This window comes from Cupriavidus sp. SIMBA_020, from assembly GCF_046535395.1.
In the GTDB taxonomy this organism is placed as follows: domain Bacteria; phylum Pseudomonadota; class Gammaproteobacteria; order Burkholderiales; family Burkholderiaceae; genus Cupriavidus; species Cupriavidus campinensis.
In genome coordinates, this window is record NZ_JAWRWU010000014.1 from 115,823 (window position 1) to 138,051 (window position 22,229).

Annotated in this window: 31 protein-coding genes and 1 tRNA gene; 10 read left to right on the plus strand and 22 right to left on the minus strand. The window is 63.2% G+C overall.

The window, feature by feature from the left end:
• Positions 1-345: 345 nt before the first annotated feature.
• From SB751_RS23005 to SB751_RS23015, 3 genes are all read left to right on the plus strand, one after another.
• The gene (locus tag SB751_RS23005) at positions 346-1,278 is read left to right on the plus strand and encodes an amino acid ABC transporter substrate-binding protein (protein ID WP_410748570.1); all 933 of its coding nucleotides are present in this window, start codon (positions 346-348) and stop codon (positions 1,276-1,278) included.
• Between the two features lie 171 nt (positions 1,279-1,449).
• Entirely contained in the window at positions 1,450-1,974 is a 525-nt protein-coding gene (locus SB751_RS23010; RefSeq protein ID WP_410748571.1) for a hypothetical protein, read from the plus strand.
• Between the two features lie 150 nt (positions 1,975-2,124).
• Complete coding sequence (locus SB751_RS23015; protein ID WP_211943411.1) at positions 2,125-3,312, plus strand: benzoate/H(+) symporter BenE family transporter; 1,188 nt, start codon at positions 2,125-2,127, stop codon at positions 3,310-3,312.
• A gap of 6 nt (positions 3,313-3,318) precedes the next feature.
• Here SB751_RS23015 and SB751_RS23020 read toward each other — a convergent pair whose 3' ends face one another.
• Complete coding sequence (locus tag SB751_RS23020) at positions 3,319-3,849, minus strand: hypothetical protein (RefSeq protein ID WP_211943410.1); 531 nt, start codon at positions 3,847-3,849, stop codon at positions 3,319-3,321.
• A gap of 289 nt (positions 3,850-4,138) precedes the next feature.
• On the opposite strand from SB751_RS23020, the gene SB751_RS23025 reads away from it, so the two are divergent.
• On the plus strand, positions 4,139-4,471 hold the full coding sequence (locus SB751_RS23025) for a DMT family transporter (protein ID WP_144199496.1): 333 nt from the start codon (positions 4,139-4,141) through the stop codon (positions 4,469-4,471).
• A 22-nt stretch (positions 4,472-4,493) separates the two neighbouring features.
• Here the strand turns inward: SB751_RS23025 and SB751_RS23030 are convergent, their stop codons facing one another.
• The 3 genes from SB751_RS23030 to SB751_RS23040 form a co-directional block, all read right to left on the minus strand.
• A complete protein-coding gene (locus tag SB751_RS23030; protein ID WP_244844801.1) occupies positions 4,494-4,769 on the minus strand; it encodes a hypothetical protein in 276 nt (91 codons plus the stop codon).
• A gap of 266 nt (positions 4,770-5,035) precedes the next feature.
• Positions 5,036-5,233: a hypothetical protein gene (locus tag SB751_RS23035; protein WP_144199500.1), complete on the minus strand. Its 198-nt coding sequence runs from the start codon at positions 5,231-5,233 to the stop codon at positions 5,036-5,038.
• A 295-nt stretch (positions 5,234-5,528) separates the two neighbouring features.
• Positions 5,529-5,604: transfer RNA gene (locus SB751_RS23040), tRNA-Met, on the minus strand.
• Positions 5,605-6,018: 414 nt separating this feature from the next.
• Between SB751_RS23040 and SB751_RS23045 the strand changes: the two genes are divergently transcribed.
• From SB751_RS23045 to SB751_RS23060, 4 genes are all read left to right on the plus strand, one after another.
• A complete protein-coding gene (locus SB751_RS23045; protein ID WP_410748572.1) occupies positions 6,019-6,315 on the plus strand; it encodes a hypothetical protein in 297 nt (98 codons plus the stop codon).
• A gap of 437 nt (positions 6,316-6,752) precedes the next feature.
• The gene (locus tag SB751_RS23050; protein WP_410748573.1) at positions 6,753-6,977 is read left to right on the plus strand and encodes a DUF2188 domain-containing protein; all 225 of its coding nucleotides are present in this window, start codon (positions 6,753-6,755) and stop codon (positions 6,975-6,977) included.
• Positions 6,978-7,251: 274 nt separating this feature from the next.
• On the plus strand, positions 7,252-7,458 hold the full coding sequence (locus SB751_RS23055) for a hypothetical protein (protein ID WP_313817938.1): 207 nt from the start codon (positions 7,252-7,254) through the stop codon (positions 7,456-7,458).
• Positions 7,459-7,612: 154 nt separating this feature from the next.
• Positions 7,613-7,993: a hypothetical protein gene (locus SB751_RS23060; RefSeq protein ID WP_410748574.1), complete on the plus strand. Its 381-nt coding sequence runs from the start codon at positions 7,613-7,615 to the stop codon at positions 7,991-7,993.
• Positions 7,994-8,137: 144 nt separating this feature from the next.
• Here the strand turns inward: SB751_RS23060 and SB751_RS23065 are convergent, their stop codons facing one another.
• The 4 genes from SB751_RS23065 to SB751_RS23080 all read right to left on the minus strand — a co-directional run bounded on the left by SB751_RS23065 (position 8,138) and on the right by SB751_RS23080 (position 10,662).
• Positions 8,138-8,518, minus strand: a complete 381-nt coding sequence (locus SB751_RS23065) for a hypothetical protein (RefSeq protein ID WP_410748575.1) — start codon at positions 8,516-8,518, stop codon at positions 8,138-8,140.
• Complete coding sequence (locus SB751_RS23070; protein ID WP_410748576.1) at positions 8,515-9,054, minus strand: glycoside hydrolase family 19 protein; 540 nt, start codon at positions 9,052-9,054, stop codon at positions 8,515-8,517. The genes SB751_RS23065 and SB751_RS23070 overlap by 4 nt, the downstream gene beginning before the upstream one ends.
• Positions 9,051-9,437 carry a hypothetical protein gene (locus SB751_RS23075; protein ID WP_410748577.1) on the minus strand — a complete coding sequence of 129 codons (387 nt, stop codon included), beginning with the start codon at positions 9,435-9,437 and terminating at the stop codon, positions 9,051-9,053. Before SB751_RS23075 ends, SB751_RS23070 begins: the two co-directional genes overlap by 4 nt.
• Positions 9,438-9,519: 82 nt before the next feature.
• Complete coding sequence (locus SB751_RS23080) at positions 9,520-10,662, minus strand: acyltransferase family protein (RefSeq protein WP_410748578.1); 1,143 nt, start codon at positions 10,660-10,662, stop codon at positions 9,520-9,522.
• 203 nt (positions 10,663-10,865) lie between these two features.
• On the opposite strand from SB751_RS23080, the gene SB751_RS23085 reads away from it, so the two are divergent.
• Positions 10,866-11,684: an FkbM family methyltransferase gene (locus SB751_RS23085; protein ID WP_410748580.1), complete on the plus strand. Its 819-nt coding sequence runs from the start codon at positions 10,866-10,868 to the stop codon at positions 11,682-11,684.
• Between the two features lie 6 nt (positions 11,685-11,690).
• Here SB751_RS23085 and SB751_RS23090 read toward each other — a convergent pair whose 3' ends face one another.
• Genes SB751_RS23090 through SB751_RS23115 form a run of 6 tightly spaced genes read right to left on the minus strand, consistent with a single transcriptional unit; the run spans position 11,691 to position 15,686 of the window.
• Positions 11,691-12,083, minus strand: a complete 393-nt coding sequence (locus SB751_RS23090) for a tail fiber assembly protein (RefSeq protein ID WP_410748581.1) — start codon at positions 12,081-12,083, stop codon at positions 11,691-11,693.
• A 13-nt stretch (positions 12,084-12,096) separates the two neighbouring features.
• Positions 12,097-12,714, minus strand: coding sequence for a hypothetical protein (locus SB751_RS23095; RefSeq protein WP_410748582.1), 618 nt, complete (start codon positions 12,712-12,714; stop codon positions 12,097-12,099).
• A gap of 9 nt (positions 12,715-12,723) precedes the next feature.
• Complete coding sequence (locus SB751_RS23100; RefSeq protein WP_410748583.1) at positions 12,724-13,386, minus strand: DUF2612 domain-containing protein; 663 nt, start codon at positions 13,384-13,386, stop codon at positions 12,724-12,726.
• 1 nt (position 13,387) lies between these two features.
• A complete protein-coding gene (locus tag SB751_RS23105; RefSeq protein ID WP_410748584.1) occupies positions 13,388-14,569 on the minus strand; it encodes a baseplate J/gp47 family protein in 1,182 nt (393 codons plus the stop codon).
• Positions 14,569-14,922, minus strand: a complete 354-nt coding sequence (locus SB751_RS23110) for a hypothetical protein (protein WP_410748585.1) — start codon at positions 14,920-14,922, stop codon at positions 14,569-14,571. The genes SB751_RS23105 and SB751_RS23110 overlap by 1 nt, the downstream gene beginning before the upstream one ends.
• An 8-nt stretch (positions 14,923-14,930) precedes the next feature.
• The gene (locus tag SB751_RS23115; protein ID WP_410748586.1) at positions 14,931-15,686 is read right to left on the minus strand and encodes a Gp138 family membrane-puncturing spike protein; all 756 of its coding nucleotides are present in this window, start codon (positions 15,684-15,686) and stop codon (positions 14,931-14,933) included.
• Positions 15,687-15,696: 10 nt separating this feature from the next.
• Here SB751_RS23115 and SB751_RS23120 point away from each other — a divergent pair, with 10 nt between their 5' ends.
• On the plus strand, positions 15,697-16,062 hold the full coding sequence (locus SB751_RS23120; RefSeq protein WP_410748587.1) for a hypothetical protein: 366 nt from the start codon (positions 15,697-15,699) through the stop codon (positions 16,060-16,062).
• Here SB751_RS23120 and SB751_RS23125 read toward each other — a convergent pair.
• From SB751_RS23125 to SB751_RS23160, 8 genes are read right to left on the minus strand one after another with little or no spacing between them, the layout of a single operon-like run.
• The gene (locus SB751_RS23125; RefSeq protein WP_410748588.1) at positions 16,059-17,027 is read right to left on the minus strand and encodes a phage protein; all 969 of its coding nucleotides are present in this window, start codon (positions 17,025-17,027) and stop codon (positions 16,059-16,061) included. The genes SB751_RS23120 and SB751_RS23125 overlap by 4 nt on opposite strands.
• A complete protein-coding gene (locus SB751_RS23130; protein ID WP_410748589.1) occupies positions 17,027-17,341 on the minus strand; it encodes a phage baseplate plug protein in 315 nt (104 codons plus the stop codon). The genes SB751_RS23125 and SB751_RS23130 overlap by 1 nt, the downstream gene beginning before the upstream one ends.
• Positions 17,341-17,919 (minus strand): phage baseplate protein, encoded by a 579-nt coding sequence (locus SB751_RS23135; RefSeq protein ID WP_410748590.1) that lies wholly within the window; start codon positions 17,917-17,919, stop codon positions 17,341-17,343. Before SB751_RS23135 ends, SB751_RS23130 begins: the two co-directional genes overlap by 1 nt.
• Positions 17,916-19,643, minus strand: a complete 1,728-nt coding sequence (locus tag SB751_RS23140) for a phage tail tip lysozyme (RefSeq protein ID WP_410748591.1) — start codon at positions 19,641-19,643, stop codon at positions 17,916-17,918. The genes SB751_RS23135 and SB751_RS23140 overlap by 4 nt, the downstream gene beginning before the upstream one ends.
• Positions 19,618-19,842 carry a DUF6889 family protein gene (locus SB751_RS23145; RefSeq protein ID WP_410748625.1) on the minus strand — a complete coding sequence of 75 codons (225 nt, stop codon included), beginning with the start codon at positions 19,840-19,842 and terminating at the stop codon, positions 19,618-19,620. Before SB751_RS23145 ends, SB751_RS23140 begins: the two co-directional genes overlap by 26 nt.
• A complete protein-coding gene (locus SB751_RS23150) occupies positions 19,821-20,294 on the minus strand; it encodes a phage tail assembly chaperone (protein ID WP_410748592.1) in 474 nt (157 codons plus the stop codon). The genes SB751_RS23145 and SB751_RS23150 overlap by 22 nt, the downstream gene beginning before the upstream one ends.
• A 2-nt stretch (positions 20,295-20,296) precedes the next feature.
• The gene (locus tag SB751_RS23155) at positions 20,297-20,740 is read right to left on the minus strand and encodes a phage protein (RefSeq protein WP_410748593.1); all 444 of its coding nucleotides are present in this window, start codon (positions 20,738-20,740) and stop codon (positions 20,297-20,299) included.
• A gap of 11 nt (positions 20,741-20,751) precedes the next feature.
• Positions 20,752-22,227: a DUF3383 domain-containing protein gene (locus SB751_RS23160; RefSeq protein WP_313817905.1), complete on the minus strand. Its 1,476-nt coding sequence runs from the start codon at positions 22,225-22,227 to the stop codon at positions 20,752-20,754.
• Between the last annotated feature and the right edge of the window lie 2 nt (positions 22,228-22,229).

Consider the following 22,229-nt stretch of genomic DNA (forward strand, 5'->3'; position numbering starts at 1 on the left):
GGCCCGTTAGCAAACGGGCCCAAGAGTCTCTCCTCGGTGCCCTGCTCGCAAGGCACGCTTGAAGAATATCGATTCGGGCGCCGGGCAATAAGTCGGACAACTCCTTAAGGGAAAGCCCCCGTCAACCGCGCGACAAGCCAGGCGTTGCAGCCCGAGCACGACTACTAGCGCGGCGGTTGTGCCCCGGGCACCTGCCGTGGAACAATCCGACACACTCAGCGCAATCGGATTAATCCGAAAAGAAGCACAACAAGGCAGTACCAACAAGGCGGTACAGAGCCGGACCCATCCGGCCAACGGTTTTCCGGGTTTTCTTTCCAGACAATTTTCGGACGGGTGTCATTCATGACCAATACGGGCCTGCCGCGCCGTGCCTCCTTCAGGAGCACGGCGCTTGTTGTATGTTTCCTCGCCACGCTGCTTGCCTTGCCGGTCCTGCCGGCGCGGGCCGCGTCCCCCAACTCGGTGGTGCTGCGCATCCAGCAGACCGGGGCCATCCGCATCGCCCACCGCGAAAGCTCGGTGCCGTTCTCGTTCGTGGCCGACGGCAAACCCATGGGCTACGCCGTGGACCTGTGCCTGAAGGTGGCGGAGGCGTTGCGCACCCAGCTCAAGCTGCCGCAACTGCGCGTGGAGTGGGTGCCGGTGACGCCGGCCTCGCGCATCCCGGCCATCGTGGACGGCCGCGCCGACCTCGAATGCGGATCGACCACCAACAACCGCGAGCGCCGCGACCTCGTGGCGTTCACCATCCCGCACTACATTGCCGGCAGCCGCATGCTGGTGAAGGCCGACTCGGGCATCCGCAAGTGGGGGGATTTGCGCGGCAAGACCGTGGTGTCCACCACCGGCACCACGCCGCTGGCCATGCTCCGCAAGATGGATGAGGCGGGCGCCATGGGCTGGAAGGTGGTGGAGGCCAAGGACCACGCCGAAGCCTTCGGCATGGTCGAGTCAGGCCGCGCCGACGCCTTCGTGATGGACGACGTGCTGCTGTTCGGCCTGCGCGCCAACGCCAGGAACCCGGCCGCGCTGGCGGTAACGGGCGACCTGCTGACCATCGAGCCGTACGCGATCATGCTGTCCAGGCATGACGCCGAGTTCAAGAAGCTGGTGGACAAGGCCATGGTGACGTCGATCTACGACCAGGAAACCCAGAAGCTGTACCGGAAGTGGTTCCTCAGCCCGATCCCGCCCAACGGCATCACGCTGGACATTCCGATGAGCTACCTGCTGCGCGATTCGTTCAAGTTCCCGAGCGACAAGGTGGCCGACTAGGGGCTTCGGTCGACCGGAGACTCGCTATCCGTTCCGCGGAGCATCGTTGTCCTGTATCAAACCTCTTCATATGAGGGGCACTACTCTTCCCGAGGACAAGGCATACCCACCGCGCCTTCGCCCGGGCGTTCCGGGGCGAACTGGCCGTCACTTGCCCACAGGAGGTGTCATATGGAAAAGGAACTCATGGCGGCGGTGCTCTCCGCTGCCGTACTCGCTGTAGCACCTGTAGCACCTGCCCTGGCTCAGCAGGACCCGCCGGCCGCCAAGAGCGCTCCCGCAAAACCGGAGCAGCCCAATGTCGCCGAGTTCGACAAGCAGGCGGCGCAGATTCAGGAAAACATGCGGAAGATGCAGGACCAGATGGACAAGATCCGCATGACACAGGACCCGCAGGAGCGTCAGAAGCTACTTCAGGAGCACGCCACGACCATGCAGTCCACGATGGCCATGATGCATGGCATGAGGGGCCCGGGAATGATGGGGTGCTGCGGGGGCACGCCCATGGGCGGCGGACACATGATGGGTGGTGGTCCCATGATGGGATGGGGGCAAATGAGGGGCTACTACTCCAAGCTCACCCCGGAACAAATGAAGCAGCGGCAATACATGATGGACCAGTACATGGGTATGCAGCAAATGATGATGAATCAAATGATGCAGCACCAGAACATGTCGGCTCAACCGCCCCGCTAGCAACGAGGGATTGCCGCGATTTCTCGGGGTGTCGGTGATCAAGCTTGTCGGCAGGCGCGACCGGCACCGCCAGGGGTGCGCTGTTCCGGCGCGCCCCCCGCCGTCCCCATCCATGCGAAGATGTCGGCCATCCGCCCCTTCGCATCGACCATGACTGCCGCCGCCCCCCTCAAGCTGTCCGACCTTTCCCTTTCCACGACGGTGGCCGGGCTGATCGCCATGCTCACCGGCTACACCAGCTCGCTGGTGCTGATGATCCAGGCCGGGCAGGCGGCGCATCTGAGCGATGCCCAGATCGCCTCATGGATCTGGGCGCTATCCATCGGCATGGGGGTGACCACGCTGGGGCTGTCGCTGATGACCCGGGTGCCGATCGTGGTGGCCTGGTCCACGCCCGGCGCGGCGCTGCTGATTGCCAGCCTGCCCGGCGTGCCCTACCCCGAGGCCATCGGCGCCTTCCTGCTCGCCGCGCTGCTGATGACGGCCGCCGGGCTGACCGGCTGGTTCGACAAGCTGATGCGCGCGTTGCCGGCGAGCATCGCCTCGGCCCTGCTGGCGGGCATCCTGTTCCGGATCAGCGTGGATGTCTTCGTGCAGGCGGCGCACCAGACGGTGCTGCTGCTGACCATGTTCGGTACTTATCTAGTGGGACGCCGCCTGTGGCCGCGCTACGCGGTACCGGGCGTGCTGCTCGTGGGCGTGGCGCTGGCTGGCGTGCTTGGGCAACTCCATTTCGAACAAATCCGATTCGCGGTGACGCTGCCGGTATGGACCACGCCGGCGTTCTCGCTGTCGGCCTTTATCAGCATCGGCGTGCCGTTGTTCATCGTGGCGCTGGCGTCGCAGAACATTCCCGGGCTGGCCGTGCTGCGCGCGGACGGCTACCACGTGGCGGCCAGCCCGCTGATCACGGTGACCGGGGTGGCATCGGCCATCCTGGCGCCGTTCGGCTCGCATGGCATCAACCTCGCGGCGATCACGGCGGCCATCTGCACCGGCCCCGAGGCCGACGCCGACCCGCGCCGCCGCTACATGGCCGCCGTGGTCTGCGGCATCGGCTACCTGGCGGCGGGGATCATGGCGGCCAGCATCGCGGCGCTGTTCGCGGCCTTCCCGAAGGCACTGGTGGTGGCCGTGGCGGCCTTCGCGCTGCTGGGTTCCATCGCCAACGGCCTGACCGTGGCCATGCAGGCGCCAGCGGAGCGCGAGTCAGCGCTGCTGACGTTCATGATCACCGCGTCGGGCATGACGCTGGCCGGGGTGGGTTCGGCCTTCTGGGGCGTGGTGGGCGGCATGCTGGCGCTGGCGGTGCTGCGCCCGCGCCAGCGGGCTGCCTGAGCGGGTTTACATCAGCAGGAAGGCGACGTCGGAGGCGGCCATCTGCGTCACCGGCACGCCCTTGCGGCGCTGGAACAGCACGTGTTCCAGCACGCGGTCGCGGTGCTCGGCAAACCGTGGGGGATCAATGCGCAGCGCGGCCAGTGCGTAGTGCTCGGCCAGCAGCTTGTAGACCCGGTGGCGGACGTGGAGGATTTCGTTGTCGGCGCGCAGCCGGGCGATTTCCGCGTTGTTGTCCTCTTCCAGCTGGCGCATGCCCACCACCACCCGGGCGTGCATGCCCCGGTAGCGATCCACCTCGGCGTGGGCCTTGTGGAGTTCGTCGCGCAGCGCGCGCACTTCCTGCATCAGCTTGAGATGTTGCTGGACGCCCCGCTGGATGCGGTTCGCTTCTTCCAGCGCGTGGTCCGCGGCAGCGATGGTGTTCTGCCAGACGCCCTCGGTGGCGTCATGCGGTGGCAAGGTGTCCGGCGCGCCTTCGATGTCGGCGAAATGCGGCTTCGGCCATGCCGTTGCGGTGTCAAGATCCTGCTTCATACTGCTCCCCTTTACCCGTCAGCCAACACCCGCCACCGGCCTAGTTGTGGTTGCCGGCATGGTCGGGTTAACACCGCGACTGTCTGGACCGCCTCTTTTGCACTGCCCGGGCGACCCTTGCGTCATACGCATGCATCCATTCAAGCCGGCAATGAGCATTTGCACAACCACCGCGAGGGAGGGCACATCACATTCCGCCTGGCAGCGCGGCGCATAATACCGTGCCATAGCGCCGCTGGCGCCGCTTTTTGCCCGGCCTTTGGCCTGCCATTGACGTCAATCATCTGCCATGTCGAACGGATACTTTTTGCTTGCGCTGGCCATCGTGGCCGAGGTCATCGCCACCAGCAGCCTCAAGGCGGCCGAGAATTTCACGCGCTTCTGGCCCAGCGTGCTGGTGGTTGCCGGCTACGTGGCCGCGTTCTGGCTGCTGATGCAGGTCATGAAGACCGTGCCGGTGGGCGTGGCCTATGCCATCTGGTGCGGGGCGGGGATCGTGCTGGTGACGCTGATCGCATCAGTGCTGTACCGGCAGGTGCCTGACCTGGCAGCGTGGATCGGCATCGGGCTGATCATTGCGGGGGTGGCGGTGATCCAGCTGTTCTCGAAGATGAGCCACTGAGCCCCGACAGGGGCGGTGGGAATCAGGACTTCGGCGGCAGCGTGCGGAGCAGACGGTTGACCTGCGCCAGCGTGTCGCACTCGTCGGCATTGCGCTTGCGACGCTGGTCGATGATCTCGAGCAGCGCCCGGATCTGGCCATTCTTCGATTCGCAGACCACCTTGTCAGACACCGGGCAGGCCACGTCGATCTCACCCCGCAGGCTTTCCTGGACGATATCGATCAGCGCGGTGCACCCGGACGTATCGGTCAACGCCGGGTCCGGCGTGGCAGCCAGGGCGTGAATGGCGCCAAACATGGCCAGCGCCGGCAGCCAGCGGTGATACGACCTGACAGGGGGCATTTGCGAAAGAAGGCGAACCGGGTCTTTTAGGATTTCTACGACGCGCAGGAGGCGCGCAGGCGACATCATAGCCGGTCGGCGCCCGGCCGCCACATCAAACGGTGCGCTGACGCTCGGAAGGATGGGGACGTGCGGAAATGCTCGACCAAAGCAAAACAGGCCGGCTTCGGGGAAGCTGGCCTGTTTCGTATGGGGCGGTCACGCCGGCGGGGAAGTCAAATTCAGCACTGCCCCTTCTTGGCCTTGCCCGGCGGGCAGAATGACTCGTTGCCATATTGATCGACACGGCAGTTGCCTTTCTTGGCCTGCCCGGGCGGACAACCTGGGCCACCTGCCGGCTCCTCATAGGGATACGGTGCCACAACACAACCGCTCAACAGCGCGGCGCACGCCGCAACGATCACCAGCAAAGGCTTCATTTCTCCCATCCTTCCTTGTAGAAGGAGGCAAGGATACCGCCCACGCAAAGTGACTTCTGTAACGTTTGGTGAAGGCACCGCCAGCCCCCTTGGCGCTAACGCCGGGGTAGGCGGCGGGCAGAGCAGGCACCGGCAGGTTGGCCAGAACATCGCTGGCGCCAATGAAAAGCCCCGCTCGGCTGGAACCGGCGGGGCTTATTCGTTTTCCGTGCTACGGACTTGTCAGGCCTTTGCGGTCTGCGCTTCCAAGATACCCGGAATGGGAGCGCGCGGAGCGCCCGCGGGCTTTCGAATCTGGTTGCGGGAGCAGGACTTGAACCTGCGACCTTCGGGTTATGAGCCCGACGAGCTGCCAACTGCTCCACCCCGCGGGGCGGACTATACGCGGATCGGCAGCGCATTGATACAGAAGAATGCAAAAGCCCGCTCGCGCGGGCTTTTGATGTAGTTCTGAAGTGCATCGATTTGACGCGATTTATCGCGAAGCGGAGAACTTCAGAGAACCACTGCGGACTTGATGATGGTCCCGCCGACAGGAACCATAAAAGTTCTTGTTCGCGGCTTTACCTAAGCAGATTTTGGCTTGTGAATAATGCCGGTGCCACGTCCAGTGCCACGAAAAGCTCATCGTGCTTCCTCTGCTGGTCAGCGGCTTCTACAACAAATGCGTTGTAAATGGGATTTACAGCCGAACTGTTGTAATGGAGATGTCTGGGTCGCCTATTTTGACCCAGCGCCTGGGTGATGCGATACTGTATATCCATACAGTATTTCCACACTAGATCATGGGCAACAAGCTTGCGGCCAAGTGCCACTTCCGGTCACCGGCGCCTTCGGAGACGCCTAACCAAGCACACGGAATTCTCGGCCGCATCCAAGGCGACTACATCGCTTCTGGCCTAGCCACGCTGCCGACCGCCACGGCGGACACTCCGTCGCACCATGAGGTGGTGATTGACGCCGGCCCTGCCGGCACGGTCCGACTCTTCATCGAAAAGAAGCGCGTTCGCCACCACCGACATTCTCACTATTTCTGGTCCGCCTATCGTGCCGAGCCGGTCAGGCCTGACGACCCGACCTGACGTGGCCGTTGCGTTACCGAAAGTCGAACCGGCCCTTGCCGAAAGAAAAGTGAGCGGCTGAGGGGCGAAATACTAATTTTCTTCGTTCCGCGCGAAAAAAGTCCGGGGTCAAGCTTCAGTGCCCCCTTCAGCGCGCCGATATTGAGAGTTTGCCGAACCCGCTCCGGCATTCGGGCGAGCTGGATTCTCCAATGCTCAGCTCGTCCCTTTTCTATTCTCCAGGCCGATTCTGACCTCCCAGAATCTCCTAACCCTTTCAGGCGATGTGGAAAATTCTGCGCCCGCCTATCGTTCAGATGCCGACATCGGCAACCCTTTTGCATCGTTGCGCCGCGTCCATGTTTTGGTCGCGGCGCTTTTCTTTGTAGGCGCCCGCCGGATACCGCTCTGCCCTGCGGCAGCGTGAGACTGTCCTGACCAAACTTCAGGAGACGATCATGACAGCGAACATCCACGTGGTACCCACCGAGCGCAATGGCTGGGCCGTAGAGGTGGAGGGCACGGACGGCGCAACATCGCACTACCCAAGCCAGGAAGAGGCCATCGCCGCCGGCACCGAGAAGGCGAAGAACGACAAGGTGGAGCTGATCATCCATGGCCGGGACGGCCAGATCCGCGAGCGGAACTCCTTCGGCCATGACCCGCGCAACATTAAGGGCTAAGGCCCATGCCGCGCGCTTCGGCGGCGGTCTCGCCCGCCCCTCTGCCGGCCAGCGCCGCTCGCGTGGCGGCTCGATCCTGAGGGCTCCCGATCGGCAAGTGCGGCGTGTGGGCCCGCGCAAGGCTGGCCAGTCATGAAGTAGCCTGACTGGCAAACGGGGATGCCCTCAGTTCAGCATCTGACGATCCAATATCTTCTGGCCCTTTCGGGCGATTCGCGAGAGCGGTGAACGGACTATCCTCGATGCGGCGGCACAGCGCTGCAAGGGGAACACCATGAACGTCATCGAAGAGGTCAGGTGCATCTGCGGAACGACCGTGGAGATCTCAGAGTTTCACCTTGGACTTCGGGGCGAGACGGTACCAACGAAGGCACCGTGCCCGATGTGCGGTCGCACGCTGTATGAAGTTGACATCGACGGCATGGTGCTCGTCGAGGTGACCTTGCGCGCGGAGACGCCTGCACTGACTGATTCAAGGTGAGCGGCTCGGCGAGACGCCACCGGAGCGGGTTCAAACGCTTACGGCCCGTCAGCAAATTCATTCACCCGTTTGAATGATTGCATAACCGCTCATTCATGCCACTCTTTAGTGTTTCCACCGTTTTCACCCGCATGTGAAAAGGAGATTCATTTGGATGGGCGTCATAGCGATGTTGGGAGCTACTTTATTCTTCTGGCGGTTCGTGAGCACCCGGGCAGCATTGATCCTCGCGGGATTTCTCGTCCTCGGCCTCCTCTCCTATTGGTCCAGGGCAGATCCCAGCCGGCAGTGCGACGGCAGAACCTGGTTCTGTGACCTCATCCCGGAGCAGACCATTGTCGAGGGGCCGCCACCCTGCCCCGAGGTCGAGCCGATCACCACCCGCATCTTCCAGAGCGACGCCGCAGATGCCGAGGTACACCGCCTCATCGCAAAGGGCGTTTGCCAGGAAGACGCTATCGAAAATGTTCATAGCGGCTGGAAGGCGCCATATGACCCTCAATATGGGTCGTGGTGGCAGAAGCTGCTTCGCTAGCTGGGCCACGCCTCCACCGTCTTTCGGTGCCGCGCTGCGCATTCGCCCAGCGCGCCCAGCAGATCCTTCATCACCCATTCCTGCCAGGCGTCATAGTCGGCCACCGCCGGCGCGTCCGGGACCGTGCATGGCGCGGCTAGTGCGCTATCGAGCGGCGGCGGCTTGCTTGGCCGCGTCGACGGCGTCGGACATGAGGCGCACCCGGCCAGCGTCAGGGCGGCAATCAGCAGGCAGCTTCGGAGCATTCTTCAGGTCCTTCCGGATGGCGTCGAGCTTGGCGCTGAGAGTGGTCTGGGTGCCGGCGAACTCGTCGGCCTTGGCGCGGATGGTCTCGCCCGCGGTGCGCAGATCGCCGAGGGCCTGGTTGGCGCTGGCCAGATCCGCCTGCGCGCTGGCCGTCGTCATGCGGCCGATCTCCGCGTCCTTGCGCCAGCCGTTGGCAGCCCAGCCGGCGGCGAAGATGCCGGCGGCCAGCAGCGCGGCGCCGATCGCGCGCCATGGCATGCTCTTGGGGATCGGGATCATGCTGTCACTCCCAGCGCCACCTTTGCGCGCGCCCAGAACTGCCGTCGATCCGCCAGCCCGTTCGTGCCGCCGTTAATGGCCCGCGTCAGGCCAACGAAGTCGCCGGCATCGGCAAAGCGGTTCAGGTTCCTCGCCTTCCAGTACCAACCAGCGGAGGCTGCTGCGGCGTCTGGCAGCTCGAGCAGAGCCGGCATGGCCACCAGGTCGAGGTTCAGCCCCAGCCCGCACAGCAGATAATTCTTCCGCCCGGTGATCTGAATCAGCCCGCGGCCCATGAATCGCTTGCCGTCTCCAGGCTTGGTGTTTCCGAGGTCGGCGCGCCCTTCGTAGCGCAGTTGCGCGGGCGTCGGGCCCCAGATCTCGCGTGTGTAGAGCAACTGGCCGGACTCGTGCGCAAGTTGGGCGAGCCATCCAGCCAGTCGAGCCGGCGTGGAAATGTCGAAGCGCTGGGCTGCGTCTAGGAGCGGCAGCGCGAACACGTCGGCGCGGCGCCCGGCCGCCGGCATGATGGCGCGGAGGATTGCGGGCGTGATCATTGTCCCAGCCCCTTGCGCACGTCCGCCGCGATGTCGTCGATGCCGGCGCCCTGCCGCTCGACGATGTAGTTGAACAGCCAGCGAACGATGGCCCACCCCGGCAGGCCGCAGGAGAAAACCAAACCGAGCATGGCCACCAGCCCGATCGGTGTCTGCGCCCAGGCCTGCAGTTCAAAGTGCTGAATCACCGCAGCTCCGCCACCAATCGAGCCCATTACAGTGCTGATCAGGCCCACCGCCCACTCGCGCGGGCTGCGCGGCGTGGTCATACACATGACGACGATGGCTGCCAGCCCGGCGCCAATCGCCCCTGCACCGGCCAGACCGCCGATGAGTTTCCAGCCTGCTACGCCTGCGGCCCCGCCGCTGATTGGTTCGGACATGCAATTCCCCGGAAATGAAAAAGCCCGCTCGTGGCGGGCAAAAAAAAAATGCCGCCCTAAGGCGGCAATTGTTCTAGGCCAATCAGGCTGGCAAAGGAGTTTGACTCGGACCGTCCAGCGGCTGATCCTTCCTCTTGGAGCGCAAGGCGTTCATCAAGGGCCGCTCGAGATACCGGTGAATCAGAACGCCCAGCACTACACTGCCAACCATGGCAATCAGTACCCCCGGCACACTCTTGCTTGCGCTGAGCCAACTCCAGCTATCGCCAAGGGGGCGCATTGTCTCGATCAGAATGGTATGAACAAGGTAAATCGCATACGACGCGTCTCCAAGAAGGATCGCTAACTTAGACGTCACGCGAGCACCTGCCGAATGCAAGCACAGACACAGAAAAATCACGAGAGCCGGCATCGCCAAGAGAAGCCATCTCAGAGGCACCACCTCATTGATTACCAGTCGCATCTCGTGAGAGCCAGCATTGACAATCACGAAGAGGCTCGCAAACGCGAATGACAATACCAGTAGTGGTGCCCTGAAGCGTGTCAGGTCAGACGGAAGAGCGCCCCATACGTAGTACACCACGATCCCGAATACAAAGTTCCAAGTGTACTCGTTGGCGTAGAAATGCAAGGTTTGAAATGCGCCGTCGGCCAACTGATCCAACCACTTCACACCAACGATAACTGCGACCGCGATAACAGGCGCAAAACGCTTGCCGATTGCGAGCGAGACCGAGAACACTAGATAGAAAAACATCTCCAGGTTGAGAGTCCAGCCAACCCCAAGGATCGGATGCATATCACCCGCGTGATTCCTGTAGGGCACGAACAAGAAGGTCTTGAGGAGACGGCCGATCAAATCCCAGTCATTCAACCCGTGAGTGGACAAAAGCCAGAACAATATCTGCTTGGGCTCATGCACCAGCCAATGCGCGAGTAGAGGCACCGTGTAGGGAAGATTGCCCAGGCCATAGCTAAACCACAGCACTGAGAAGAGCGTAACCAGCCAATACAAGGGAACGATCCGAATCAGTCGGCGCGCGAAAAACCTCTCACCCCTGGCTTCCGCCTGCGCCAGGTAGGTCATCAAAAACCCGCTCAGGGCAAAGAAGATCGCGACCCCCTGAAACTCGGTGTGAGTCCCGCCTTTGATCACAAACGCAGTGTGATAGAAGACGACCCCGAGTGCAGCAAACGCCCGAATCAGTTGCAAGTTCGTAATCATTTTTATTTTTTATATCGGAAGGCGGCGATTTTCTCACAGCGGCGCCTTACTTTGTAAATCTTGGAACGCGAAGTGCGCAGCACTTACCCGCCAGGGGAAAATAGTGCCATCGTCGTCACAGGACTGTCGCTGCGAAGATACATGCGGGATGCCGGATACACCACTGTTACAATCTGCCAAAATAGAAATCAGGGGCACTAAGAATGCTTGACAGGCTGTGGCAAAAACTACGTGGTCAGACCCGAACTACACAATCGCCCATAGCGGCAACTCGGCCCGAAGAGGCACCTCTGGCTGCTGAGCCTGCACCGCAGATCACCCGAGACGCCTATATCCAATCTCCGCTGCCCATCGCCGAGGAGCTGGCACAACTATTCCAGCTCGATGCTCCTCTGGTGATCTTCGACATCGGCTCGTGCGAGGGCGAAGACTCCATCCGCTATGCCCGGAGCTTCCCGAACTCGCGGATCTACGCCTTCGAGCCTTTGCCGGCAAACATGGCAACCCTGAAGCGGCAGGTGGCAGCCTATGGCGCAACGCAGGTCGAAGCATTCCCCATCGCGCTATCCGATGAGCGAGGAACCGCAACCTTCTACGTGTCATCTGGCGCGCCGGAACATTTGCCGAACAACGAAAATTGGGACTACGGAAACAAGTCCAGCTCCCTGCTCCCCCCCGGCGAGGTCACCGATCATCACCCTTGGCTCAAGTTCGATCAAGCGATCGAGGTCAAGACCGATACGCTCGCCAACTTCTGTGACGCCCGCGGTATCGACCACATTGACCTGATCCACATGGATGTCCAGGGCGCTGAACTGAAGGTCCTGCTTGGCGCTGGCGCCCTGCTGCAGCAGGTCAAGGCGATCTGGCTGGAGATCGAGAACGTTCCTCTCTACGAGGGCCAGCCGCTGGCCCCCGAAATGCAGGCGTTCATGGAGTCACAGGGCTTCGTGAAGCACAAGGACACTGTCTCCGAAATATCCGGCGACCACTTGTATGTTCGCAAAGATCCCGCTGCTTGATCGGCATCAGTCGCCAGTGGGTTGCGGTGGCCACTGAACGGGTGACAGGCTCATCTCGAGCCTGTTCAGTGCCACTCGATATGACTTCCATGCCTTCAGCGCTGCAACGTCGTCAGGTGTCTCGATCCCCAGGTCGACAGCATCCTGCAACGGCGCAATCCTTTCTGCCGCCACTCGCAGAAGCATGTCGCGCATGCGCACGTTGTCTTCGGTCGTCGGCACATACGGGGGTGGAGTTGTGTCTTCGGTCGGCTGCAGCGTAACGGGGTACGGAGCGGGGAGCGGTTTTGCGTCTTCAGGCGCGTAAAAATGCCACACACCGTTTTCGTCCTGCTCGCATCGCACATCGTCTTCGAAGGCGTAGAGCACGCCGGTGACGTTGTCACGGAAATATTGCATGTCTGATTCCTTGTTAGCGGATCTCGATCCACTTGTAGACTCCGCCTCCGGATGCGTTGAGCTGGTATGTGGAGCCCGGCAGGACTATCGCGGTCCCCGTGATGACGGTAACCGTGCTGCCGTTGTTGTTCAACAGCAGAACGTCAACGCCGTTGATCTTGAGGTTTGAGGACTGTCCCGCGCCATTGTTCACCGAGATGACGAGCGTGATCGGCTTCGTCGTCGTGTTGGTGTACACCGTGGTCAGCGAGCGCGAGGCCGTGAGGTCTTGTAGCGTCTGGCCAACACCCATCACCTGGTCATAGCGCACGGCGTGGGTCGCTGCGGATGCCGCGGCGACGCTGAACGCCTTGGCGGCATCTCCATTCACCGCAGCGGCCGAGGCCTTCAGATTGGCCAGGATGGTTGCGGTCGTGCCATCGTCGAGCACATCCAGCCCAGTCCGGTCCGAGATGAACTGAGCCAGCACGGCTGCCATGATGCTCGACTGGCGCCAGACCTTGTTGAGCTGCGCCGACTGGGCAACGCCAGACGAAAAGCCGGCACTGCGCGCGGTCAGGACAGAGTACGCAGCCTGAGAAAGTACGTTGGCGCCAGCACCGCCGCCGAAAACTAGAAAGTCGTTTGCCATAGTGTCCTTTTACAGGGGGGTACCCCAGGCGCCGGTGTCGAACCCAGCGACCAGGTCATTGCTCATGTCGAATCCGAAGATGGGCGCGCCGTCTACCGATGTCACGATGACGATATTGATGCGCACCCCTTCGGGCTTCAGTGGAATCAGGCCGTTGGCAAGCAGCGCCAGAAAAACCGCCGAGGGGATGACGCCGGATATGCCGATGGTCATCGACATGTCCTGGTTGTCTTGGATGAAGACGAAGGTGCCGCCGTTGAAGATCGAGTCGAGGATTTCCTTGGACGATTCGAGCGTGCCGTCCCAGTGGTTTGCGCCGATCTTTGCGCGAAGCACCAGCCTGTAGGTCTCGTCGTCCAGGCGCGTCAGCCCGGTATCCGGATCGAAGGGGCCCTTCCAGTTGCCCTGATCGAACCCGAGCCCCTCGATGTCGAAAGAGAAGTAGACGTCGGTCAGCGGCAGCGGCACGTTGCGCGAGATCCCAACCCAGCGCCCGACGTCGTCTAGCTGCGCATCCACGGCAGAGTCCAGATCGAACTTCCCCGGCATGCTGCCCAGCAGATTCTGCAGGTCCACCATCGGCTGGACCAGCGCCTCGACCACGGCCATGAAGTCCGGCTGCTGATTGTGCTCGCTGGTGATCCGGCCGGTGTACTTGGTGATGTCCGCCATATCACACCACCGTCAGGGTGACGGCTGCCGGGGTGCACGCGGCGACCTGGTTGAATGCCAGGGCTACGTCGGGCACGCCGGCGCCGCCGGGGCCAGTCAGCGCCAGCGCTGTCAGCTTGAACGCGGTGCCGCCCCCCACGCTGTTGGCTGCCGTGATCGAGTCCGCCCACTCCACGGCGCCAGACTCGCCACCGCCGATGGCCACCGCATTGATGTAGTCGGAGACGGCCTTCTTGATGGCGTCGCCCACGGCCGATGTGTAGCCGGAGAGCGCCTTAATGGTCACCGCGACCGACACGTTGGCTGTCGATGGACGGTAGAACCTGATCGGGATCGGCCGGCCGTAGACGTCGATCACCACGATGGCAGTCGTGCCGTACGTCCCAGATCCAGGCGTCTTCTTTGCGGCGATGGCCTGGGCAATCGCCGTGGCGTCGCCCCCCTCGACCACCAGCGAGATGGAATGGGCCGGGATTCCATTGGCGTCGGTCGCGTTCGTGTCGTTCTCATACGCCGCCAGCCGCGTGACGCCTGCGATATTCGACACCGCCCCGATGATGCCGTCCAGGACCGTCAGGGACGGCAGCGCCGTGGACACCGTTTGCCGCTGGCGCAGTGCTGCGTCGCTCTCGATCGGCGCGCCTTCAGCAGCTGCGGCAGGGTTGGTTACCGACTGCCATCCAAGGGTCGGCGTGCCAATCTGGTTGATCGTGCCGGCCGCCGCCGATACCGCCCCGAGCGTCTGGCACGTGGCCGTCACCGTGATCTGGCCGCTGGGCGGAATGGTGATCGAAGCCGGCAGCGCCCACTTGTTGCCGTTCGTGTCCTTGGCGATGCCGTTGTTGATCGGCCGTCCCGCCTGCCCGACGACAACCAGGTCGGCGCTCGAGAACGAAGCCGCCTTCCTGGCAATGCCGTTGATCTTCACGTTGCTCGACAGCGCATCATCCTGCGCCGTGGCCGGGCTGAACGACCGGTAGATCGAGATCGCCACGGCGTTGGCGTCGTTGATCGCCGAAGCGAAAACTGCGAGAAGCTGGCCATCCTGGCTGTCCGCCTCAAGGTAGACGTCAGGCCCGTAGATCGCGCGGTACTGGTCCTGCAGGTATTCCAGCACTTCGGCGTACGTGGGCGCGGTGATGCCGCTGGCATCGATCGTCGGTGCGGTCGTGGTGATTGCCATTACAGAGTCGCCTCAACGGTGGTGGTGCCGTAGATAGTGCTGATGGTTGCGGTCACGCTCAGCGCCCGCTTCTGGGTGTCGAGCGAACTGGAATACGCCGTGATCTGCTGCACGCCCTGCGTGCCCAGGATCCGCTGCCGGATCGCCGCGTCGTAGGTGCCGTTGGTGTACTTGCCCAGAACCTCTGTGCTCCACGGCATCCCTTCCGCCTTGTCGAGGAACCATTCCCCGCGCAACAGGCGAAGCCGTGTGAGCACGGCCTGGCCAACCGCCTCGGGCGTGTCTTTGTAGAAGTCGGCATGCTGCCCACCAAAGACGTAGTCTCCAGTGGCCGATAGCTTTCGGTACCGCATGGGAATCCTCAGTTGACGTTGCCGCTATTGCCGCTGCCCGGCTGCACGCCGTTGTGGGTGTGGGTGTCGTCCACGCGCTTTCCATTCGCGGTGATCTGCCCGATGACGTTCAGCACCCCGTTGAACACAGCGGCGGCCCCGCTCACAGCGCTGCCTACTAGGCCGCCGACGAACGTCAGGAGCCCCGTGATCGTCACGGCCGCCGAGAAGGTCGACAGGGGGGCAACGACGTCGAAGCCTCCTGGCGCGACGATCTTCACCTTCTGCAGCGCCGGGTTCATCTCGATGTACGTCGAGCCGTTTTCCGAACGCAATTGCGTGGCCGTGGTGCTGACGTTCGGCAGCGCGCGCGGCTTCGATCGGAAGCCCAGCAGCACGAACCCGTCCGAGAGGTCGTGCATGCGGACCTCCGCCTGTTCCTGTATGCCGCCCGATTGCCACCACGCATCGATGCACCGGTTCGCAAATACAACCAGGCATTCGTCGCCCGGGGCGACCGGAAATGTCAGCGTACAATTGCCGCCAGATGGAAACTGCACGGGGCAATCGACCAGCATCGGCAGCGGCGTGCTGACGATCGAACCGTCCTGCTGCCGGACGAGCACCTTAATTGCAGGCTGTACAGCGCAGGTCAGGGGGAAATCGCCACCGCCCGAGAACGACTGAATAATCCCGGGCAACGCCGTCCACAACCCCGCGCGCATCCCATCCAACGCCTCCCGAAGGGCTGTTTCGGGATCGCCTGCTCTCTCTCGTCTGTCCATGGGTGTCGCTATGAAGAAGCTGGTACTGATCGCCGCTGTGCTTGCCCCGGCTCTGGCCACGGCAGAAGAGGCCTATGTCTATCCGTTCGCCGGCATGCAGGTGGGGCAGACCGTCAACAACCCCTTCCCCACCATCCTCTATCTGAAGAAGAAGTGCGAGCTGCCCCTGGTCCACGCCAAGGACATGCGCGCCTACGCGTCATACAGAGGCGTCTGGGACATCGGATGTTGGGGGAAGGACATCGACGGCAATGCGATCATCGTGGTGCCGAAGATGCAGACCAAGTCCATATCGCTCAGTGTCTTGCCGCTGGCGGACGTCCAGGCGGACCGCAACACCATGACCATCAAGGCGCTGCCCACCTACGGGCGCTAGCCGAACTTCTTGATCACGTTGTCCGGCGGTACCGCGCCTTTGTCTTTGAAGTGGTCAGGCAGCACCGTGACGTCGGCCGCCAAGCAGATCACTTCGGTGTAGTACTCGTTCCCCCGCGTATCGCCAGAGTGTTCCGCGATCATCACGTAGTAGAACCCGTCGTCTTGTAGTTTCGCCTGCTGCTGGATCCGCTCGTTCTGGGCCTGCTGCCCGACATTCAGGCTGTACTCGTAGCGCTGAACGCTGGCGTTATCGATATTGATCAGCCGGCCGATTTTGACGCTCGGGTTCAGCAGCATCTTGATCGTGATGCCGTTTTGGGTCTGCTCGGGCAGACCGACCATGCCTGTCTCGGCCGTTACCACCGGGATGTCGCCCGGCATGTACGAAGTCTCGGGCACCAGAATGACCCTGCCATCCTGGATGCTCCATACCGCCTGCTGCGTACGCGCCGTCCAGCGCATGAAGTCCCTGGCCATGCCAAACATCACTTTTCCACGCGGCAGCGGGTTCGTCGGCAGCTCGAGCGTATAGCCCTGCGTGACGCCGTACGGGTTCATGGCCGTGCAGGCGGCCGCCACGTGATCGCTCGCCGTGGACCCGGCAGCCAGCGTCGCGTTTACCACCGCGAAGTTGTAGGCCGAGTCACCATCCGCGGCGGTGATGTCCAGGTACGTGTCGGTCTGGCTTTCCCGGCCGCGCCGCACCTGCTTGATGGTGCCGTCGAAGATGATGCCGAAATTGCCCTCATAGCCGCCCTGCACAACCAGCCGCGTGAATTCCTTCTCGATCCTCTGCTTGGTGGTTTCGGAGACGTTGTACACGCGCACGCGGGCCGAGTTCGGCGTCTGCAGGTCGCCGCGGCTGACCTTGAACACGCACCGAAGTTCGGACAGCTCAATCGCAGCACCGCTGGATTGGCCGACCAGGATGGAGGCCTTCCGGTCATATTGCTTGGTACCCATCAGTCCGTCACCCAGAAAACATGCGAGCCAATGCCCAGGTCGTCAAACGTGGGCACGTCGTCGGGGTTAGCCGCACCCTGTACCCACAGCCGCCCGCCGAAGTTGAGGTGACGATATTGCCCCAGCAAGTCCGCACCGGTGACCAGCGGAACGCCGCTCACGAGCGGCTGATTGGTCGCGTCGGCGATGTCCAGCACCCAGCCTGCGCCGCCTGCGTTGCGGTATTGCACCGTCATCCGATAGTCCACGCCGCTCAGCGTCACCGTGAACCGCTGTGGATCCGGCGTCAGGGGGATCTCATAGAAGGTCGCCATCACATGCTCGTCGGTGGCACGGAACCGCCCGGCGCCGGCGTGGCCGGCGTCGCGGCCTTGGTGCCGGTGTTCTGGGTCTCGGCCGTGGCCTTCGGGTCAGCCTGGTCTTCCTTGGGCGGCAGCCGGGTCGCCTGCGTCTGCACGATCCGGATCTGCTTCAGCGTGGCCGTAACGCTTAACGCCTCTCCGGTCTTCTGGTCCTTCACCACGCGCAGCGACTTGAACAGCATGTCGCGGTACATGCGCATCGACGTCACGACGTCGAAGGGTTGGCGCGTCTCCTGCAGCGCCAGCAGCTGCGAATACACCGTGCTGATGTAGTCCGCCGACGGCAGGCCACCCCCCGTGAAGATCGATTCCAGCGTGCCGATCAGCGCGGCCAGGTCGGCATTCGACCAGCCACATTGGATCGTTACCTCCGGCTGCAGCTTGAACGCGTGATCGTTGATCTGCGCGCCCTTCTCGACCGGGTGCTCAGTGATCTGCAGTTCGTCCTGGTGCGCTTCCTCAAACGTGCAGCCGATCTTCACCGGGCCAATGGTCTTCGGCACCAGGGTGATGATGTCGAGGAAACTCACGAGATTACCCCCTGCATGTTGCGCACGATTTCGTCGTTCACCTGGCGTTGCTCGCTGGCGACAGCCCGGCCGGCGGCCGTGGGGTCCGACACGCCGTACAGGTTGATGTTGGTCTGCTGCTGCAGGTCGACGGCTGCCGAGCCGCGGCGCGCGGCCTCCAGGTCGGCTTGCGCCGGCCGCTCGTAGTAGCGCGACACGATTTCGCCTGCCTGTTGGGCATTCTGCGCTGCGCGCAGCAGTTGACCGGCGCGTTGCTCCGCGCCCTGTGTCAGCTCGTGGTTCACGAACTGCAGTTGTTCCATCAGGGACGAGTCGCGAATGTCCTTGCCGGCCCATGCCTTGAAATTTGCCTGCCGGTCCGGGTGCCATTGCGCGACGCCATAGGCACGCCCGTTGTCGCCGACGGCGCGGTGGTTCAGGTCGCTGCCGCTCTCGCGCTGCAGGTTGGCCACGATGCCGACCGCCTGGTCATGGTTCCAGCCCATGCGTTGGAAGAACGACACCGCGTCGATGGGGCCGTTGACGCCGCCACCGGCAGCAAGCGCCGCCCCGCCCCGCCCGGCGGCGCCGCGCCGGCGCGCCAGCTCAGCATCCTCGCCGTTGTTCAGGCCGCCGCTATGGAAGAGCAACGCGGCGGCGCCGCCGATCCGAGCTGCCCACGGCAGGAAGCGAGCCAGCCAGCCAGCGCCTGCGCCAGCAGCTGCGCCAGCACCAGCGGCACCCCCAGCAGCAGAAACGCCGCCGGCAGCCGCCGCAGCGGCATTGGCCGCGCCCAGCGCGCGCACCGCCGCGACCATCTTCCAGATGCCGCTGACGATTTTGAAGCCGCCCAGCGCGCCGAACGCGCCAACCAGCAGCATGATCTTTGTCGACCAGCCGTCCGTGGCCTTGTCCAGCTCGATGAACTGGTCGACCAGCCACGACAGGGGTGGGCCGAGCGCAGTGGCTGCGGCCAGGATCGCGGCGGCAATGTCTGCGGCACGATCAGCGATCTCGTCCGAATGATCTTCGAACCACTTCTGGAAGCGATCGAGCTGCGGCCCCACCTTGCGCAGCAGCGCGCCCTCCACCTTGATGCCGAAGTTCTCAAACGTGGTGCCCAAGCCCCGCAGAGCGACCATGAACTGGTGCGCGTCTTCGGCTGCCTTGTCCAGGCCGTTTTTCCGGGACATCTCCCGATACTGCTGCATGAACTTGGCGAAATCGCCATCGCGCATGGCCAGCAGCAAGTTCTCGTCGATGCCGAGCACGCTTCCGTACTGGCTGGCCAGCCAGGTCTGCTGCTTCGCCAGTTGCGCGCCGAGGTCGGACAGGATGTCGACCGTGTCGCGCAGCTCGCCGTTGGCGTTGCGCGTCTGCACGCCCAGCGTCGCCAGGTATCCCTCGCTGGCCGGATTGTTGCGCAGGAACTTGGCCAGGCTCTCCACCGCACCGAAGGCCGTCTCGGTCGAGATGCCCAGATTCCGCGCTGCGAAGTCAAACGCCTTCAGGCTGGTGGCCGCCGCGCCGGTGCGCTTCGAGACGAAGTACAGGTTCTCCAGCTTCGACGCCAGCGCCGAGACGCCCACGCTGACGGCCAGCGCTGATGCCGAGATGGTCGTCACCAGCTGCTTGACGCCCTTCGTGGCCTGCTCGACGCCGTCGCTGAACCTCTTCAGGCCCTTCTCGTCGACCTTGAAGCCCAGGGCGACAAGAAATTCACGGATGACGGTGCTTTGGGCCATTGCTCTGCTGTTCCAATATGCGGCGCGCGGCCGCCTGGTTGTCGGCCCGGACGGCCAGCGCGTCGTTCATCAGCGCGATGTCTTCAAGCCCCAGGGTGCCGTCGATCAGGGACTCATAATTGCACCAGCCCTCGGCAACCGGTGCCAGCAGCCAGTCCTCGCCGTCTGGCAGGTGCTTCAGCCAGCCTGTGCCACCGATTCCGGGCTGCTCGCTTGGCTGGTAAGCAGCCCTTGAATAAAAGGGCCGAGGTTGGCCACGATGACCTGCACCACCAGCGGCAGGATCACGGCCATGTCCATGTCCTGGAACATGAGCGTCTTCTGCTCGGGCGACACCACGCGGGCCCAGCCTGTGGGCTGCTGCCGCTGCACGGCAGTCAGGCAGTTGTCCATGACGTAGTCGGCATCAGCATCGTTCATGGCCGCAAGTGCGTCAGCAAACGGCTGCAGGACCTGGCCGAAGCCGTCGAGGTCTTGGGTCAGCGCATCCATCGCGCCGGCCGCGCCACCGCTCGTCTTGGCCAGCTTCACGAACACCGGGATCAGCGGCGGGATGATCGGCGCGATGCGGCGCGACACGTGGAACTGCTGTTTCGCCGTCAGGCGCCCGATCGAATAGGCGTTGCCGCCAAGTTGGATTTCACGGCCCATGGTCAGTAGGTCCCCAGCATTTCGTCGATGCGCACGCAGTCGAACACCCACTCGACCGTGCCGCCCTCGGTGGCATACGTCAGGTCTGGCACCTTCTTGAACGCGCATTGGGTTGCGGCGACGATGTCGCCTGCGACCGACTGCGACACGGTGAGCACATTCTTGCCCCACAGACGACTGTCGATACGCTGCGCGTTGTACAGCGCCATCAGGGTGCGGTTCACGGGCGCCGTCTTCAGATAACGCAGGGTAATCTGGCCCGAATTGTCGGCACGCAGGCTGTGCTGGCCGCTACCGTCCGAGCCAATAGTCATGGCGTTTTTGTCATTTGCCATGGCGACCGTAATGCCTTCCTCGGCCGTGGCCTCGCCGTAACCCAGCGAGAAGGCCCCCCCGGGCCCGACGATGGAAGCCTGTACATCGATGAACGAATACGTTCCGGACATAATTTCCCCTATCAGCGGTTCACGTTGACGAGGATGTCAACGGTGTGGATGGCGCCGGCTTCCTTCGCCGCAACCTGGAACGCCACGGACTTCCGGGCCTCGCGGTCGGCCTGCGACTGCAACGCGATCGGCGGCGCGTAGACGTAGTAGCCCTTAGCCAGCGTGTCGCCCTGCTTCAGCGCGCCGAAGCCATCGGAGTTCCAGACGCCCGGTGCCAGATAGCCGTTGTTCACAGCGGCCGCGCAGGCCGCTTCGATCGTCGTGGCGATCAGCGCATTGCCGGCGTCGGTCTGCGGTACCTTCGTCTGGCTCTGGTACAGCAGGTTGTACACATCGGTCTGGACGCGGTTACGGAACCAGATCGAGTTGTAGACCGAGTCGATGTAGATGCCGCTCGGCGTCACGCCGTACTGCACGATGGCCGTGTCGTTGTCGTACTCGACGAACACATTGCCCCGCTTGTCCTGCAACACGTTGGCCTGGCTGCTCGACAGGGTCTCCGGCACGATGCCCGGCTCCTGCTTGTACATCAGGGTGATCGTCGTGTTGTTGCCGTTGAAATTGGTCGTCAGCAACCGGCCGAACAGCGACGCTGCGGCGTACGGGCTGTTGCTCGAGTACTGCGCGAACGAGTACTTGTAACCCTTGGCCTTGAACCGGGACAGCAGGTCCGTCGTCGCGGTACCGTCCAGCGCCTGTGGCTCCTGCGTGGTGGCGCCGTAGATGTGGCGCTGATCCGCCTCGATCAGGTCGGCCACTGCGACGTGCTGGTCGTTCGTCAGCGACGTGTCGGCGAACTGGATACCGAGGAACTTGTTCGCGAAGCGGTCCAGGAAGATGTTGACGCACGCGTCCGGGGCCTCGGCCACGATACCGTCGACCGGAACCGAGGCCAGGCCACTGGTCATGCCCAGCATGGCCGAGATATCGGTGCCAGAGCCACTCGGCGTGGCGTAGCTGATCTTCGAGGCGGTCCCCGTGGTCGGCGAGGTGGCCACGAACTGGGTGCCGTTCCACACAAATCCGGCGCCGGCCAGCGCCGTCTGGATGATCGTGGCCACACCGTTCAGGTTGGTCACGCTCGAGAAGTCTAGCGCCGAGACCGTCTTCACGGTGGCGTCGACGGTCAGCTTGAACGAACCGGCCGTGACGGCTTTCCACACGGTGATGTCCTTCTGGGCGGCGGACAGCGCCGCGCCTCGCAGCGAGCCCGCCGTGGCGGTCTTCGCCCACCGGCCGATGTTGAGCTGCGACGGCTGGGGCGTCTGTTGGAAGTACAGCAGCGCGGCCAGGTATTCCGGCGCGGTGTTGCCGAAGTCGCTGCCCACGGCGTCGATGGTTCCGTACGAGCGCATGCGTTCGTTGGTGTCGATCACCGGCGAGGCGCCCAGGATCACCTCATTGTTGAGGTTGGCGCCCTGGGCCGCCAGCGGCGACATGTTGATGGAGACGTTGATCAGCCGCGATACCGGCAGTCCGTTGGACATAG

Excerpts from the sequence above, each read along its gene's own strand:
- SB751_RS23085 (WP_410748580.1), top strand. The coding sequence starts at position 10,866 with ATGCTTGACAGGCTGTGGCAAAAACTACGTGGTCAGACCCGAACTACA.
- SB751_RS23080 (WP_410748578.1), bottom strand. The coding sequence starts at position 10,662 with ATGATTACGAACTTGCAACTGATTCGGGCGTTTGCTGCACTCGGGGTC.
- SB751_RS23030 (WP_244844801.1), bottom strand. The coding sequence starts at position 4,769 with ATGTTTGGCGCCATTCACGCCCTGGCTGCCACGCCGGACCCGGCGTTG.
- SB751_RS23075 (WP_410748577.1), bottom strand. The coding sequence starts at position 9,437 with ATGTCCGAACCAATCAGCGGCGGGGCCGCAGGCGTAGCAGGCTGGAAA.
- SB751_RS23155 (WP_410748593.1), bottom strand. The coding sequence starts at position 20,740 with ATGTCCGGAACGTATTCGTTCATCGATGTACAGGCTTCCATCGTCGGG.
- SB751_RS23065 (WP_410748575.1), bottom strand. The coding sequence starts at position 8,518 with ATGATCCCGATCCCCAAGAGCATGCCATGGCGCGCGATCGGCGCCGCG.
- SB751_RS23035 (WP_144199500.1), bottom strand. The coding sequence starts at position 5,233 with ATGAAGCCTTTGCTGGTGATCGTTGCGGCGTGCGCCGCGCTGTTGAGC.
- SB751_RS23160 (WP_313817905.1), bottom strand. The coding sequence starts at position 22,227 with ATGTCCAACGGACTGCCGGTATCGCGGCTGATCAACGTCTCCATCAAC.
- SB751_RS23005 (WP_410748570.1), top strand. The coding sequence starts at position 346 with ATGACCAATACGGGCCTGCCGCGCCGTGCCTCCTTCAGGAGCACGGCG.
- SB751_RS23120 (WP_410748587.1), top strand. The coding sequence starts at position 15,697 with ATGAAGAAGCTGGTACTGATCGCCGCTGTGCTTGCCCCGGCTCTGGCC.
- SB751_RS23095 (WP_410748582.1), bottom strand. The coding sequence starts at position 12,714 with ATGGCAAACGACTTTCTAGTTTTCGGCGGCGGTGCTGGCGCCAACGTA.
- SB751_RS23050 (WP_410748573.1), top strand. The coding sequence starts at position 6,753 with ATGACAGCGAACATCCACGTGGTACCCACCGAGCGCAATGGCTGGGCC.
- SB751_RS23025 (WP_144199496.1), top strand. The coding sequence starts at position 4,139 with ATGTCGAACGGATACTTTTTGCTTGCGCTGGCCATCGTGGCCGAGGTC.
- SB751_RS23010 (WP_410748571.1), top strand. The coding sequence starts at position 1,450 with ATGGAAAAGGAACTCATGGCGGCGGTGCTCTCCGCTGCCGTACTCGCT.
- SB751_RS23150 (WP_410748592.1), bottom strand. The coding sequence starts at position 20,294 with ATGGGCCGTGAAATCCAACTTGGCGGCAACGCCTATTCGATCGGGCGC.
- SB751_RS23060 (WP_410748574.1), top strand. The coding sequence starts at position 7,613 with ATGGGCGTCATAGCGATGTTGGGAGCTACTTTATTCTTCTGGCGGTTC.
- SB751_RS23100 (WP_410748583.1), bottom strand. The coding sequence starts at position 13,386 with ATGGCGGACATCACCAAGTACACCGGCCGGATCACCAGCGAGCACAAT.
- SB751_RS23140 (WP_410748591.1), bottom strand. The coding sequence starts at position 19,643 with ATGGCCCAAAGCACCGTCATCCGTGAATTTCTTGTCGCCCTGGGCTTC.
- SB751_RS23015 (WP_211943411.1), top strand. The coding sequence starts at position 2,125 with ATGACTGCCGCCGCCCCCCTCAAGCTGTCCGACCTTTCCCTTTCCACG.
- SB751_RS23110 (WP_410748585.1), bottom strand. The coding sequence starts at position 14,922 with ATGCGGTACCGAAAGCTATCGGCCACTGGAGACTACGTCTTTGGTGGG.
- SB751_RS23070 (WP_410748576.1), bottom strand. The coding sequence starts at position 9,054 with ATGATCACGCCCGCAATCCTCCGCGCCATCATGCCGGCGGCCGGGCGC.
- SB751_RS23090 (WP_410748581.1), bottom strand. The coding sequence starts at position 12,083 with ATGCAATATTTCCGTGACAACGTCACCGGCGTGCTCTACGCCTTCGAA.
- SB751_RS23105 (WP_410748584.1), bottom strand. The coding sequence starts at position 14,569 with ATGGCAATCACCACGACCGCACCGACGATCGATGCCAGCGGCATCACC.
- SB751_RS23045 (WP_410748572.1), top strand. The coding sequence starts at position 6,019 with ATGGGCAACAAGCTTGCGGCCAAGTGCCACTTCCGGTCACCGGCGCCT.
- SB751_RS23020 (WP_211943410.1), bottom strand. The coding sequence starts at position 3,849 with ATGAAGCAGGATCTTGACACCGCAACGGCATGGCCGAAGCCGCATTTC.
- SB751_RS23115 (WP_410748586.1), bottom strand. The coding sequence starts at position 15,686 with ATGGACAGACGAGAGAGAGCAGGCGATCCCGAAACAGCCCTTCGGGAG.
- SB751_RS23125 (WP_410748588.1), bottom strand. The coding sequence starts at position 17,027 with ATGGGTACCAAGCAATATGACCGGAAGGCCTCCATCCTGGTCGGCCAA.
- SB751_RS23130 (WP_410748589.1), bottom strand. The coding sequence starts at position 17,341 with ATGGCGACCTTCTATGAGATCCCCCTGACGCCGGATCCACAGCGGTTC.
- SB751_RS23055 (WP_313817938.1), top strand. The coding sequence starts at position 7,252 with ATGAACGTCATCGAAGAGGTCAGGTGCATCTGCGGAACGACCGTGGAG.